Source organism: Kocuria salina, from assembly GCF_013368965.1.
GTDB lineage: Bacteria > Actinomycetota > Actinomycetes > Actinomycetales > Micrococcaceae > Kocuria > Kocuria rosea.
Genome location: NZ_SSSF01000005.1, coordinates 44,798 through 58,361, shown reverse-complemented (window position 1 = coordinate 58,361; position 13,564 = coordinate 44,798). Strand labels below are relative to the sequence as shown.

12 protein-coding genes are annotated in these 13,564 nt (G+C 73.7%); 9 read left to right on the top strand and 3 right to left on the bottom strand.

The window, feature by feature from the left end; genetic code table 11:
* The first annotated feature begins 50 nt into the window (after nt 1-50).
* The 4 genes from E7Z53_RS11100 (at nt 51) to glmM (ending at nt 3,785) form a co-directional block, all read left to right on the top strand.
* A complete protein-coding gene (locus E7Z53_RS11100) occupies nt 51-1,019 on the top strand; it encodes a tRNA pseudouridine synthase A (protein ID WP_035924851.1) in 969 nt (322 codons plus the stop codon).
* 295 nt (nt 1,020-1,314) lie between these two features.
* Nucleotides 1,315-1,758, top strand: a complete 444-nt coding sequence (gene rplM, locus E7Z53_RS11095) for a 50S ribosomal protein L13 (RefSeq protein ID WP_017833326.1) — start codon at nt 1,315-1,317, stop codon at nt 1,756-1,758.
* 33 nt (nt 1,759-1,791) lie between these two features.
* Entirely contained in the window at nt 1,792-2,298 is a 507-nt protein-coding gene (gene rpsI, locus E7Z53_RS11090) for a 30S ribosomal protein S9 (protein ID WP_031282957.1), read from the top strand.
* A 131-nt stretch (nt 2,299-2,429) separates the two neighbouring features.
* Nucleotides 2,430-3,785, top strand: a complete 1,356-nt coding sequence (glmM, locus tag E7Z53_RS11085) for a phosphoglucosamine mutase (protein WP_031282958.1) — start codon at nt 2,430-2,432, stop codon at nt 3,783-3,785.
* A gap of 82 nt (nt 3,786-3,867) precedes the next feature.
* On the opposite strand, the gene mscL is transcribed toward glmM, so the two are convergent.
* The 3 genes from mscL to coaA are packed head-to-tail and all read right to left on the bottom strand — an operon-like array spanning nt 3,868 to nt 6,068.
* Nucleotides 3,868-4,260, bottom strand: a complete 393-nt coding sequence (gene mscL / locus E7Z53_RS11080; protein WP_109268113.1) for a large conductance mechanosensitive channel protein MscL — start codon at nt 4,258-4,260, stop codon at nt 3,868-3,870.
* Between the two features lie 9 nt (nt 4,261-4,269).
* Nucleotides 4,270-5,112 (bottom strand): M15 family metallopeptidase, encoded by an 843-nt coding sequence (locus E7Z53_RS11075; RefSeq protein WP_176337770.1) that lies wholly within the window; start codon nt 5,110-5,112, stop codon nt 4,270-4,272.
* A complete protein-coding gene (gene coaA / locus E7Z53_RS11070) occupies nt 5,112-6,068 on the bottom strand; it encodes a type I pantothenate kinase (RefSeq protein WP_031282962.1) in 957 nt (318 codons plus the stop codon). The genes E7Z53_RS11075 and coaA overlap by 1 nt, the downstream gene beginning before the upstream one ends.
* Before the next feature lie 172 nt (nt 6,069-6,240).
* On the opposite strand from coaA, the gene E7Z53_RS11065 reads away from it, so the two are divergent.
* The 5 genes from E7Z53_RS11065 (at nt 6,241) to E7Z53_RS11045 (ending at nt 13,486) form a co-directional block, all read left to right on the top strand.
* On the top strand, nt 6,241-8,316 hold the full coding sequence (locus E7Z53_RS11065; RefSeq protein ID WP_176337769.1) for a PTS mannitol transporter subunit IICBA: 2,076 nt from the start codon (nt 6,241-6,243) through the stop codon (nt 8,314-8,316).
* Entirely contained in the window at nt 8,316-9,461 is a 1,146-nt protein-coding gene (locus E7Z53_RS11060; RefSeq protein WP_035924835.1) for a mannitol-1-phosphate 5-dehydrogenase, read from the top strand. The genes E7Z53_RS11065 and E7Z53_RS11060 overlap by 1 nt, the downstream gene beginning before the upstream one ends.
* 124 nt (nt 9,462-9,585) lie before the next feature.
* Nucleotides 9,586-11,472, top strand: a complete 1,887-nt coding sequence (glmS, locus tag E7Z53_RS11055) for a glutamine--fructose-6-phosphate transaminase (isomerizing) (protein ID WP_095650580.1) — start codon at nt 9,586-9,588, stop codon at nt 11,470-11,472.
* A 77-nt stretch (nt 11,473-11,549) separates the two neighbouring features.
* Nucleotides 11,550-11,921, top strand: a complete 372-nt coding sequence (locus E7Z53_RS11050) for a holo-ACP synthase (protein WP_035924832.1) — start codon at nt 11,550-11,552, stop codon at nt 11,919-11,921.
* Complete coding sequence (locus E7Z53_RS11045) at nt 11,918-13,486, top strand: NAD(P)H-hydrate epimerase (RefSeq protein ID WP_176337768.1); 1,569 nt, start codon at nt 11,918-11,920, stop codon at nt 13,484-13,486. The genes E7Z53_RS11050 and E7Z53_RS11045 overlap by 4 nt, the downstream gene beginning before the upstream one ends.
* Nucleotides 13,487-13,564 lie beyond the last annotated feature (78 nt).

Genomic DNA, 13,564 nt, shown 5'->3' with positions numbered 1-13,564 from the left:
GCGTCGTCGTGCCCGCCGCACCCCCCACCACCCCCTCCCAGGAGCTGACCATGAGCCCGTCCGATTCCCCCGTGCGCGTGCGGATCGACCTGGCCTACGACGGCGCGCCGTTCGCCGGGTGGGCCCGTCAGCCGGGCCTGCCGACCGTGCAGGGGGCCGTGGAGGACGCCCTCGCCGTGCTGGTCCGCCGGGACGTGCGGGTCGCGGTGGCCGGCCGGACGGACACCGGGGTGCACGCCCGCGGCCAGGTGGCGCACCTGGACCTGGCCCCCGCGGAGTGGACCGGTCTCGCCCGCGGCCGGGACGAGGACCCGGGACGGGCGCTCGAACGCCGCCTCACCGGGGCCCTGGCCCACGTCCTGGGCCGCGGCCGCCGCGCGCAGGGCCTGCCCGAGTGCCCGGGCGCGGTGGTGGTCCGCCGCGCGGGCGCCGCCCCCGCCGGCTTCGACGCCCGCTTCTCCGCCGTCTCCCGGCGCTACAGCTACCGGATCGACGACGGCGCGGCGGGCCGGGACCCGCTGACCCGGCACCTGACGTGGTGGTCGAAGGACGTGCTCGACGTCCCCGTCATGGCCCGGGCGGCGCAGGAGCTGGTGGGGCTGCACGACTTCCTGTCCTTCTGCCGCCCCCGGGAGGGCGCCACGACGGTGCGGGAGGTCCTGGACGTGTCCGTCGAGCGGGACCGGGACGGGCTCGTGCTGCTGGGCATCGAGGCGGACGCCTTCTGCCACCACATGGTCCGCTCGGTCGTGGGCGCGGCCGCCCGCGTGGGCGCGGGCCGCGAGGACCCCGACTGGCTCGGCCGCCGGCTCGCGGAGCGGGTCCGGGACGCCAAGGCGCTGATGGCCCCGCCGCACGCCCTCGTGCTCGAGGAGGTCCGCTATCCCGGGGACGCCGCCCTGGGGGAGCGGGCCGAGCGCACCCGGGCGCGGCGCGCCCCGCTCGGCGACCCCGCCCGCGAGGAGCTCCGAGGAGATCCCCGCGACGCTCCCGGGACGCCCCGGCACGGCGGAGCGTGAGCCTCCGCGGGCCCGGGCGCCCGCGGGGAGATTGACCGCCGCACCCTCCGGGTGTATGGCCCGAGTGGTCTTTGGCCGCCCCATCCGGTACCGTGGGGTGCTGTTGTGCGTGTCCCGCCTCGGTTCACGTGTACCCGGATCCGCTGTCCCGTTGCAGGACGCCTGGCGGTCCGGTGCACCGGGGTCTCGGGCACCGGATGCAGCTCGGCCCTCACCCGAGCCCCGGACGGCACACCGAGAAACGGCGTGATCCCAACTAGCGCCACCGAGATAACCCGAACGAAGGCAAACTAACGTGCGTACGTACACCCCGAAGCCCGGTGACATCCAGCGCCAGTGGCACGTCATCGATGCCACCGACGTCGTCCTGGGTCGCCTTGCCAGCCAGACCGCAACGCTGCTGCGCGGAAAGCACAAGCCGACCTTTGCTCCCCACGTGGACGCCGGTGATTTCGTCATCATCATCAACGCCGAGAAGGTGGCCCTGACCGGCTCCAAGCTCGAGAAGAAGCGGGCCTACCGCCACTCCGGCTACCCGGGCGGGCTCAAGTCCAGCTCCTACGCCGAGCTGCTGGAGAAGCACCCGGTCCGCGCCGTGGAGAAGGCCATCCGTGGCATGCTCCCGAAGAACAAGCTGGCCGCCCAGCAGATGTCCAAGCTCAAGGTCTACGCCGGCCCGGAGCACCCCCACGGTGCCCAGCAGCCGCAGACCTTCGAGTTCACCCAGGTCGCCCAGTAACCGGGCCTACGACAGAAACGAGCGAGGAAAATCGTGGCTCAGAATACTGAAGAGCAGAACATCGTGGACGGCGAGGAGCAGCTGAGCAGCTACACCTCCGAGTCCTCCCCCGCGGAGGAGACCGAGGCCGCCGCCGAGCGCCCGGCCCTCACCGTCTCCGGCCAGGCCGTCGGCCGCCGCAAGGAGGCCGTCGCCCGCGTGCGCGTCGTCCCCGGCTCCGGCCAGTGGACCGTCAACGGCCGCACCCTGGAGAACTACTTCCCGAACAAGCTGCACCAGCAGGAGGTCAACGACCCCTTCAAGGTGCTGGAGCTCGAGGGCGCCTACGACGTCATCGCCCGCATCCACGGCGGTGGCCCCTCCGGCCAGGCCGGTGCCCTGCGCCACGGCGTGGCGCGTGCCCTGAACGAGATCGACCTCGAGAACAACCGCCCGACCCTCAAGAAGGCCGGCTTCCTGACCCGCGACCCGCGCGTCATCGAGCGCAAGAAGGCCGGTCTCAAGAAGGCCCGCAAGGCTCCGCAGTACTCGAAGCGCTGATCGGAGGGCCTCCCGGCCCGCCCCAGCGTCACGGACCCCGTCCGACCCGGTGCACACCGGTGTCGGACGGGGTCCCTTCGTTTCTGCCCGCCTGCCGGTGTCCGGGCCGCGGGGAACGTAGGATGGGGGCGATGTCTAGATTATTCGGAACGGACGGCGTGCGCGGGCTCGCGAACGACCTCCTCACAGCCAACATGACCCTGGACCTGGCCCAGGCCGCCGCGATCGTGCTCGGCCACGGCCACGCACGCGAGGGGCGGCGCCCCACGGCGGTCGTCGCCCGGGACGGGCGGGCCAGCGGGGAGTTCCTCAGCGCCGCCGTGACCGCCGGTCTCGCCGGCTCGGGCGTGGACGTCCACGACGCCGGGGTCCTGCCGACCCCCGCGCTGGCCTACCTGGTGGCCGACCTCGACGCCGACTTCGGCGTGATGATCTCCGCCTCGCACAACCCGGCCCCCGACAACGGGATCAAGTTCCTGGCCCACGGCGGGCGGAAGCTCCCGGACCGGGTGGAGGACGAGATCCAGCAGGTCTTCGAGTCCGGCGACTTCCGGCGCCCCACCGGCGCCGGGGTCGGGCGCATCCACCTGCTCACGGACGCCGAGGACCGCTACGTCCTGCACCTGGTGGGGGCCATCCCGCACCGGCTCGAGGGGATGCGCGTGGTCCTGGACTGCGCCAACGGCGCCGCCAGCGGGGTCTCGCCGGACGCCTTCCGCGGCGCGGGCGCCGAGGTGCACGTCATCGGCGCGGAGCCCGACGGCCTGAACATCAACGACGGCTGCGGCTCGACCCACCTGGAGCCCCTCCAGCGGGCCGTCGTCGAGCTCGGGGCCGACCTCGGGATCGCCCACGACGGCGACGCCGACCGCTGCCTCGCCGTGGACGCCACCGGCCGCGAGGTCGACGGGGACCAGATCATGGCGATCCTCGCCCTGGCGCTCAAGGACGCGGGCCGGCTCGTCGAGGACACGCTCGTGGCCACCGTGATGAGCAACCTCGGCCTCAAGCTGGCCCTGCGGGACGCGGGCATCGACGTGCGGGAGACCGCCGTGGGGGACCGCTACGTCCTCGAGACGATGACCGAGCACGGGTACAACCTGGGCGGCGAGCAGTCCGGCCACGTGATCATGTCCGACTACGCCACCACCGGCGACGGGCTGCTGACCGGGCTGATGCTGGCCTCGCGCGTGGCCCAGACCCGCGCACCGCTCGCGGAGCTGGCCCGCGTGATGACGCGGCTGCCGCAGGTGCTGCTCAACGTGCGCGGGGTGGACCGCACCGCGGTGGGCTCCAACCCCGGGGTGCAGGCGGCCGTCGCGGAGGTCGAGCAGCGCCTCGGCGAGACGGGCCGCGTGCTGCTGCGCCCCTCGGGGACCGAGCCGGTGGTCCGCGTGATGGTCGAGGCGGCCTCCGAGGAGATCGCCCGGGCCGAGACGGAGTTCCTCGCGTCCGTCGTGGAGCGCGAGCTGGCCCTCACCGTCTGAGCCGGCCCTGCCGGACGCCGGAGGCCCGCACCGTGTGCACGGTGCGGGCCTCCGGCGTCCGGCGGGTCCGGCGGGACCGGGATCAGGTGCGTCGGCGCAGGGCGTCGCGGATCTCGGTGAGCAGCTGCACCTGGGCGTCGGCCTCCTCCTCGGTGGGATCGATGCCGAGCCGGCGGTTGCGGGCCTCGATCATCTTGTTCATCGGCAGCACGATGGCGAAGTACACGGCGGCGGCCACGAGCAGGAAGTTGACGAGCGCGGTGAGCAGCACGCCGAACCTGATGTCGTTGCCGTTGACGGTGAGCACCGCGAACGAGTCGAAGTTGGGCGAGCCGACCAGCGCGGAGATGAGCGGCATGAGCACCGCCTCGACCATGGCGTTGACGACCTGGGCGAACGCCGCGCCGATGATCACGGCGACGGCCAGGTCGAGCACGTTGCCCTTCATGATGAATTCCCGGAATCCCTTGAGCATGGCCACAGGCTAGCCGGGCGCGGGTGGTCCGTAGTCCGGGGCCGGCGGCAGGCCGGAGAACTCCTCGAGCGTCGCGGCGCCCGAGCGCGCGAGCTCCTGGGCCCGCTCCGTCCCGAGGTAGCGCAGGTGCCACGGCTCGTACCAGTAGCCGGTGGTGCCGTGCTCGCCCCAGGGGTAGCGGACCACGAAGCCGTGCTCCGGCCCGTGCTCGGCCACCCACGCGGCGGTGGCCGTCCCGTCGAAGCACACGCGCAGGTCGCACCCGGAGCCCTCGCCGACGTCCACCGCCAGCCCGGTCTGGTGCTCCGAGTGACCCGGGCGGGCGGACGCCGTGTCGGCGGCCTCCGGGCCCTTCTGCGCCACCCACCCGGCGTACGTGCGGGACTGCTCGGTGAAGGAGCGGTAGCCCGACACGATCCGGACCGGCACGCCGTCCGCCCGGGCCGCGGCCAGCAGCGTGCGCGCCGCGGCGGCCGCCTCGGGGCGCAGCAGGTGCCCCTCGAGGTCCTCGAGGGCGGCGGGAGCCCAGTCCTGCGGGTCCAGGGGCCGCCGCTTGTTGACCACCACGGCGAGGGAGGCGGGGTCGTCCAGCTCCGGGCGCGGTCCCGGCCCCCGGCCGGTGGTGGGCGCCGGTGCCGGCGACGCCGTGCCGGAGGCGGACGCCGGCCCGGACGGGGACGCCGGAGCCGGCACGGACGCAGGACCGGACCCGGGCGGGGCGGGCGCGGCCGGTGCCGCGGTGGTGCCGGAGGGTTCCGGCGGGGCCGGGGGAGCGGCCCCGGGATCAGGTGCGCACCCGGCCACGAGCACCGCGGCGGCGAGCAGGAGGGCGCCGGCGCGCAGGGCGTCCATCAGTTCTTGCGCAGCAGCACGCGCCGGATCGAGTGGTCGGAGTCCTTGGAGAGGATCAGCCGGGCGCGGCCGCGCGTCGGCTGCACGTTCTCGATCAGGTTGGGCTCGTTGATCCGCCGCCAGATGCCGGTGGCGGTGGCCACGGCCTTCTCGTCGGAGAGGTCGGCGTAGCGGTGGAAGTAGGAGCCGGGGTCGGCGAACGCGGAGGAGCGCAGGGCCTGGAACCGCTCCACGTACCAGCGCTCGATGTCCGCGGGCCGGGCGTCCACGTAGATCGAGAAGTCGAAGAAGTCGCTCAGGGCGAGGGCGGCCCGGTCCCCGGGGCCCACCTTGGCGGGGGCGAGCACGTTGAGCCCCTCGATGATGACCACGTCCGGGCGGGTCACCACGACCTCCTCGCCGGGCAGGATGTCGTAGCTGTGGTGCGAGTACTTGGGCGCCCGCACCTCGGGGGCGCCCGACTTGATCTTGGCGACGAAGCGCAGCAGGGCGCGGCGGTCGTAGGACTCCGGGAAGCCCTTGCGGTCCATGAGCCCGCGGCGCTGCAGCTCCGCGTTGGGGTACAGGAAACCGTCGGTGGTGATGAGCTGCACGTGGGGGGTGGACGGCCACCGGGACAGCAGCTCGCGCAGGAGGCGGGCCGTGGTGGACTTGCCGGCGGCCACGGAGCCGGCGATGCCGATCACGAACGGGGTCCGGGCGTGCTCCTCGCCGAGGAACGCGTTGGTCGAGGCGTTGAGCCGGTTCGACGACTCGTCGTAGAGGGTCAGCAGCCGCGAGATGGGGAGGTACACCTCGCGGACCTCCGCGACGTCGAGCCGGTCGCCGAGGCCGCGCAGGTTCTCGATCTCCCGAGAGGTGAGGGGAACGTCGATCTCGTGGGAGAGTCTCGACCAGGTCTGCCGGTCGAGCTCCACGAAGGGCGAGGCGCGTTCGCTCAGCGTAGATGCGGTCATCGACCACAGTCTAGACCGCACCCCGGCGCCCGAGGTGTACCGGAGACAGGCCCCGTACCCGGGTGTAGATTTGGTCTCGATCCGGTATTCGCCGTGAGAGAACTCACAGCAGTGCACGGCGCGTGCGCTCCGCCGGTGGAGGACCACCCCGCTCGAGAGTCAGGACAGGACCATGGCGACGGCAACGACCTCAGAGACCACAGCACCGGTGGGAGGGCGGTCGACGGCGGCCCGCGCGCACGTGCAGCGCTTCGGCACGTTCCTCTCGGGGATGATCATGCCCAACATCGGGGCGTTCATCGCCTGGGGGCTGATCACCGCGTTCTTCATCGAGGCGGGCTTCACCCCCTTCGGCCCGCTGGGCGGGTTCGGCGAGAACGCCGAGGGCGAGCCGTACACGGGCCTGGTCGGCCCGATGATCACCTACCTCCTGCCGCTGCTGATCGCCTACACGGGCGGGCGGATGGTCTACGACGTCCGCGGCGGCGTGGTCGGGGCGATCGCCACGATGGGCGTGATCGTGGGCACCGACATCCCCATGTTCATCGGGGCGATGCTCATGGGCCCGCTGACCGCGTGGGTGATGAAGAAGGTCGACGCCATCTGGGACGGGAAGATCAAGCCCGGCTTCGAGATGCTCGTGAACAACTTCTCCGCCGGCATCCTGGCCGCGGCCATGGCCATCTTCGGCTTCTTCCTGATCGGCCCCGCCGTGCTGGCCTTCTCCAACGCGGCCGCCTCGGCGGTGGACTTCCTGGTCACCCGGGGGCTGCTGCCGCTGACCTCGATCCTCATCGAGCCCGCGAAGGTGCTGTTCCTCAACAACGCGATCAACCACGGCATCCTCACCCCCCTGGGCACCGCCCAGGCCCTGGAGGAGGGCAAGTCGATCCTCTTCCTGCTCGAGGCCAACCCCGGCCCCGGTCTGGGCATCCTGCTGGCCTACACGGTCTTCGGCCGCGGCGCCGCGCGCGCCTCGGCTCCCGGCGCGGCCCTGATCCACTTCGTGGGCGGCATCCACGAGATCTACTTCCCGTACGTGCTGATGAAGCCGGCGCTGATCCTGGCGGCGATCGCGGGAGGCATGACGGGCATCTTCACGCTGACCCTCTTCGACGCGGGCCTGCGCGCCCCGGCCGCCCCGGGCTCGATCATCGCGATCTTCGCCCAGGCCACCACCGACAGCTACGTGGGCGTGGCCCTCGCGGTGACGGCCGCGACCGCCGTGTCCTTCTTCGTGGCCTCGATCATCCTCAAGGCCTCCAAGGACAAGGGCGAGGGAGACCTCACCGAGGCCACCTCCCGGATGGAGGGGATGAAGGGCAAGAAGAGCTCCGTGTCCTCCGCGATCGTCGGCACCAGCGGCGGCGCGGACACCGGCGGGACCCCCGCCCGTGAGCTGGCCGACGGCGGACCGGTGCAGCGCATCGTGTTCGCGTGCGACGCCGGCATGGGCTCCTCCGCGATGGGCGCCTCCGTGCTGCGGAACAAGGTCAAGGCGGCCGGATTCGCCGACGTCAAGGTCACCAACGCGGCGATCGCCAACCTCACCGACGACTTCGACATCGTGGTCACCCACCAGGACCTGGCCACGCGGGCCCGGCCGAAGGTGCCCAGCGCCGCGGTGGTGACCGTCGACAACTTCATGGGCAGCCCCCGCTACGACGAGATCGTCGAGGCCGTGCAGCAGCGCAACGGCGCCGCCGTCCCGGCGGGCGGCGGCGCGGCGGCGGCCACGGCCGGCGGCGGGGGAGCGGCCTCCGGCGGCGACACCGTGGCCGCGGACCCGGGCGAGGGCGCCGGGACGTCCGGGGACGCCACCATCCTCACCAGGGATCGGATCGTCATGGACGGCGGCGCGCGCAACGCCGCGCAGGCCATCGACGAGGCCGGCGGCCTGCTGGTGGCGGCCGGTGCCGTGACCGACGCGTACGTGGCCTCCATGCACGAGCGCGAGGAGTCGGTGTCCACCTTCATGGGCAACGGCCTGGCCATCCCGCACGGCACCAACCAGGCGAAGGACAGCATCCGCTCCTCGGCCCTGTCGGTCGTGCGCTACCCCGAGGGCCTGGACTGGAACGGCAAGCCCGTCACCTGGGTGATCGGCATCGCCGGCAAGGACAACGAGCACCTCGCGATCCTCTCCCGGGTCGCGAAGATCTTCGGCAACAAGGAGAAGGTGCGCCAGCTGGACGAGGCGAGGACCGCCGACGAAGTGCTCGACCTGCTGGGGAAGGTGAACGACTGATGAAGTGCGTCCACTTCGGGGCGGGCAACATCGGCCGCGGCTTCGTCGGCCTGCTCATGCACCGCTCGGGCTACGAGGTCGTGTTCGCCGACGTGGCGGCCCCGCTGATCGACGCGCTGGCGTCGACCCCCAGCTACACCGTCCACGAGGTCGGCGCCGGCTCCCGCGACACGGTCGTCGAGGGGTACCGGGCGCTCAACTCGGCGGACGCCCCGGAGTCCGTGGTCGCCGAGATCGCCACGGCGGACGTGGTCACCACGGCCGTGGGCGCGCACATCCTCAAGTTCGTGGCGCCGCTCGTGGCGCGCGGCATCGCCGCGCGCCCGGACGGCGCATCCCCCGTGGCGGTCATGGCGTGCGAGAACGCCCTGTCCGCCACGGACCTGCTCGCCGAGGCCGTCCGCGCCGAGTACGGCGGCGAGGACCTCGACCGCCGGGCGGTGTTCGCCAACACCGCCGTCGACCGGATCGTGCCCCAGCAGGACGGCGGCGGGCTCGACGTGGTCGTGGAGCAGTTCCACGAGTGGGTCATCGACCGCACCCCGTTCGCGGGGGGCGAGCCGGCCATCGAGGGGGCGACCTACGTCGACGACCTCGTGCCCTACATCGAGCGCAAGCTGTTCACGGTCAACACCGGCCACGCCGCGTGCGCGTACTTCGGCTACCGGGCCGGCCGGCACCGCATCGCGGAGGCGATCGCCGACCCCGGGATCCGGGAACGGGTCGCGGCAGCGCTCGCGGAGACGCAGGCGCTGCTCGTGGCGAAGCACGGGTTCGACGAGCAGGAGCACGGACGCTACGTCGCGAAGATCCTCGACCGCTTCGCCAACGAGCACCTCCCCGACACCGTGGAGCGCGTGGGCCGCGCCCCGCTGCGCAAGCTCGGCCGGCACGAGCGGTTCGTGGGCCCGGCGGCCGAGCTGGCCGAACGGGGCCTGGGCACCGACGGGCTGCAGGCGGCCGTGGGGGCCGCCCTGCGCTTCGACCCGGCCGACGACCCGGAGGCCGTCCGGCTGGGCGAGCTCCTCGACACGCTGGAGCCGGCCGACGCCGTCCGGGAGATCACGGGGCTGGACGCCGGGCACCCGCTCTTCCCACCGCTCGAGGCGCTGGTGGCCGACGCCGTCCGGGAGCGCCGGGGCTGACCGAGCCCCACGGAAGGGCCCACAGGCGGGCCGGGCCGTGTCCCCAGAAGAGGCGAGAACACGGCCCGGCCCGCCGGGTCCGGCGCACCCGGCCGGGCGAGATCCATGCGGTACTGTGAAGCGCATGTGTGGAATTGTTGGATATGTGGGCCCCTCCTCCCAGCGCTCGGACGTGCCCGGCTCCGGGCACGACGCCCTGGACGTCCTCGTCGAGGGCCTCCGGCGCCTCGAATACCGCGGCTACGACTCCGCGGGCGTGGCCGTCGTCGCGGACGGCACCGTCGGCTTCCGCAAGAAGGCCGGCAAGCTGCTCAACCTCGAGCAGGAGCTGCGCGACAGCCCGCTGCCCCGCTCCACCACCGGCATCGGGCACACCCGCTGGGCCACCCACGGCGGACCGTCGGACGTCAACGCCCACCCGCACGTCGTCGACGGCGGCCGGCTCGCCGTGATCCACAACGGCATCATCGAGAACTTCGCCGAGCTCAAGCGCGAGCTGATCGAGAAGGGCCACGAGTTCCGCTCGGAGACCGACACCGAGGTCGCCGCCGTGCTCCTGGCCGACACCTACAACGACCTCGGCGACCAGGACCTGACCGCGGCCATGCAGGTCGCGTGCCGCCGGCTCGAGGGCGCGTTCACGCTCCTCGCCGTGCACGTGGACCACCCCGGCCGCGTGGTCGCCGCCCGCCGCAACTCGCCGCTGGTGCTCGGGCTGGGCGAGGGCGAGAACTTCCTCGGCTCCGACGTCTCCGGGTTCATCGACTACACCCGCAGCGCCGTGGAGCTGGGACAGGACCAGGTCGTGTCCATCACGGCCGACGACTACGAGATCACCGACTTCCACGGCAACCACGCGGACGGCAAGCCCTTCCAGGTGCTGTGGGACGCGGCCGCCGCCGAGAAGGGCGGCTTCCCGTCCTTCATGGAGAAAGAGATCAACGAGCAGCCCGCCGCCGTGGAGCAGACCCTCATGGGCCGCACCGACCCGGACGGGAACCTGGTCCTCGACGAGCTCAGGATCGACGAGGCGGTGCTCCGCGCCGTGGACAAGATCGTCGTCGTGGCCTGCGGCACCGCCGCCTACGCGGGGCAGGTCGCCCGGTACGCGATCGAGCACTGGTGCCGGATCCCCACCGAGGTCGAGCTCGCCCACGAGTTCCGCTACCGGGACCCGATCGTCAACGAGCGGACCCTGGTGGTCGCCCTGTCCCAGTCCGGCGAGACCATGGACACCCTCATGGCGGTCCGGCACGCCCAGGAGCAGGGGGCCAAGGTCGTGGCGATCTGCAACACCAACGGCTCCACGATCCCGCGCGAGGCCGACGCCGCGCTCTACACGCACGCCGGACCCGAGATCGCCGTCGCCTCGACCAAGGCGTTCCTGGCCCAGATCACCGCCGCCTACCTCCTGGGCCTCTACCTGGCCCAGCTGCGCGGCAACAAGTACAAGGACGAGATCGGGGAGATCCTCGCCGAGCTGGAGGCCATGCCGGCCAAGATCCAGCAGGTCATCGACGCGCAGGCCGCGGTCAAGGATCTCGCGCAGTCCATGAAGGACGCCTCGTCCGTGCTCTTCCTGGGCCGCCACGTCGGCTTCCCGGTGGCCCTCGAGGGCGCGCTCAAGCTCAAGGAGATCGCCTACATCCACGCCGAGGGCTTCGCCGCCGGCGAGCTCAAGCACGGGCCGATCGCCCTCATCGAGGAGGGCCAGCCGGTGTTCGTCATCGTCCCCTCCCCGCGCGGGCGGGACTCGCTGCACGCGAAGGTGGTCTCCAACATCCAGGAGATCCGTGCCCGCGGGGCCGTGACCATCGTCATCGCGGAGGAGGGGGACGAGGCCGTCGCCGACTACGCGAACCACATCTTCCGCGTGCCGCAGTCCCCGGTGCTGCTCCAGCCGCTGCTGACCACGGTCCCGCTGCAGATCTTCGCGTGCGAGCTGGCCACGGCGAAGGGCTACGACGTCGACCAGCCCCGCAACCTCGCGAAGTCCGTCACCGTCGAGTAGTCCGCGCCCGCCGCTGCGCCGGCCCGCCGCCCCGGTTCCTCCCGGGCGGCGGGCCGGCGGTCGTTAGGCTGGGGACCATGATCATCGGCACCGGCATCGACGTGGTGGACATCGCCCGCTTCGAGGAGCAGATCGCCCGCACCCCCGGCCTCGTGGCCCGGCTGTTCACCCCGCTCGAGCGGGATCTGCACGTGCGCTCGCTCGCCGCGCGCTTCGCCGCCAAGGAGGCGGCGGCGAAGGCGCTCAAGGCGCCGCCCGGGATGATCTGGCAGCACTGCTGGATCGAGAAGGACCCCTCCGGTGCCCCGCTGCTGTGCACCGAGGGAACGGTGGCGGAGGAGGCGCGCCGGCAGGGCATCGACCGGTGGCACCTCACCATGACGCACGACGGCGGGATCGCCATGGCCATGGTCATCGCCGAGCGCACCGGGGACGGGGGGCAGGCGTGATCGCCGCCTGGACCGGGGCGCAGGTGCGCGCGGCCGAGACGCCCTTCCTCGAGCGCGGGGAGGGCCCCGCGCTGATGCGGCGCGCCGCCCACGGCCTGGCCCTCGTCGGCGCGCAGCGCCTGCGCGGGCGCCGGGGGCGGGTCGCCGGAGCGCGCGTGGTCGTGCTCGCCGGCACCGGCAACAACGGCGGGGACGGGCTGTGGGCGGGGGCGGAGCTGGCGGGCCGCGGCGCCTCCGTGCTCGCCGTGGCGCTCGGCGACCGGCTGCACCCCGAGGGCGGGGCCGCCCTCGGGGCCGCGGGGGGACGGGTGCTGCGCGCCGGGGACGGCGGGCCCGCCCTCGAGGAGGCGGCCGAGCAGGTGCTCCGCGCCGACCTCGTGCTCGACGCCGTGCTGGGCACCGGCGCCCGGGGCGGGCTGCGCGGGCCGGCGGCGGAGCTCGTCCGCGCGGTCCTGGACCGGTGGCCCCCGGAGGGGGCCCCCGCGGTCGTGGCGTGCGACGTCCCCTCGGGCGTCTCGGCGGACACGGGCGCGGTGGCCGGGCCGGTCCTGGCCGCGGACGTCACCGTGACGTTCGGCGGGGCCAAGGCCGGGCTGTTCCTGCCGCCGGGGGACCGGTGGTGCGGCGAGGTGCGGACCGTGCCCCTCGGGATCGAGCACGCCCTGCCCGCCCCCGCGCTGCGGCGCCTGGAGCCCGGCGACGTCGCGGCGCTGTGGCCGCGGCCGGGGGCGGCCTCCCACAAGTACTCCCGGGGCGTGGTGGGCGTCGTGGCCGGCTCCCCGACCTACCCCGGGGCGGCGCTGATGTGCACGCGCGCCGCCGTGGACGCCGGCGCCGGCATGGTCCGCCACCTCGGCGACGCCGCCACCCGCTCCCTGGTGTGCCTGACCAGCCCCGAAGTGGTCGCCTCCGAGGACCACCCCGACGACGTCCACGTCCAGGCGTGGGTCGTGGGCCCCGGCGCGGTGGGCGACGCGGCCCAGGAGTCCCGGATCGGCGCCGTGCTCGCGGGCCCGATCCCCGCCGTCGTCGACGCCGGCGCCCTCGACGCGGCGGCCCGGGCGGCCGCCGACGGCGCCCTCGGCCCCGGCAAGGTCCTCACCCCGCACGCCGGGGAGCTCGAGCAGGTGCTCGCCTGGCTCGCCGCCCTCGGCGGCGGCGGGCAGGCGCCGGACCGGGCGGCGATCGAGGCCGAGCCCGCCCGGTGGGCGCGCGCGGCCGCGGAGGCGACCGGCACCGTCGTCGTCCTCAAGGGCGCCACCACCCTGGTGGCGTCCCCCGACGGGACGATGTTCTCCCAGGCCGACGGCAGCCCGTGGCTGGCGACCGCCGGCAGCGGGGACACCCTCGCGGGCATCATGGGCGCAGCGCTCGCCGGCAGCGCCGAGGACCCTGAGGCGTTCGCCGCCGCGGGGGACTGGGCCCGCGGGGACACCCGCCGCGCGGTGGCCGCCGCCCTCGCCGTGGCCGTGCACGGCTACGCCTCCCGGCTGGAGGGCCTCGGCCCCGTGCCCCCCACGGCGCTGTCCGCGAACGTGCGCACGGTCCTGCGCCGGGACCGCTGAGCCGGCGGTCCCGGCCCCGGCGGACCGCCCCGGGGACACGGGCGCCTCCGGTCCGGGCTAAGATCGATCCCACTTGCC

Coding starts and splice junctions, on each gene's coding strand:
- E7Z53_RS11100 (WP_035924851.1), top strand. CDS start 51: ATGAGCCCGTCCGATTCCCCCGTGCGCGTGCGGATCGACCTGGCCTAC.
- glmM (WP_031282958.1), top strand. CDS start 2,430: ATGTCTAGATTATTCGGAACGGACGGCGTGCGCGGGCTCGCGAACGAC.
- mscL (WP_109268113.1), bottom strand. CDS start 4,260: ATGCTCAAGGGATTCCGGGAATTCATCATGAAGGGCAACGTGCTCGAC.
- E7Z53_RS11075 (WP_176337770.1), bottom strand. CDS start 5,112: ATGGACGCCCTGCGCGCCGGCGCCCTCCTGCTCGCCGCCGCGGTGCTC.
- coaA (WP_031282962.1), bottom strand. CDS start 6,068: ATGACCGCATCTACGCTGAGCGAACGCGCCTCGCCCTTCGTGGAGCTC.
- E7Z53_RS11065 (WP_176337769.1), top strand. CDS start 6,241: ATGGCGACGGCAACGACCTCAGAGACCACAGCACCGGTGGGAGGGCGG.
- E7Z53_RS11060 (WP_035924835.1), top strand. CDS start 8,316: ATGAAGTGCGTCCACTTCGGGGCGGGCAACATCGGCCGCGGCTTCGTC.
- glmS (WP_095650580.1), top strand. CDS start 9,586: ATGTGTGGAATTGTTGGATATGTGGGCCCCTCCTCCCAGCGCTCGGAC.
- E7Z53_RS11050 (WP_035924832.1), top strand. CDS start 11,550: ATGATCATCGGCACCGGCATCGACGTGGTGGACATCGCCCGCTTCGAG.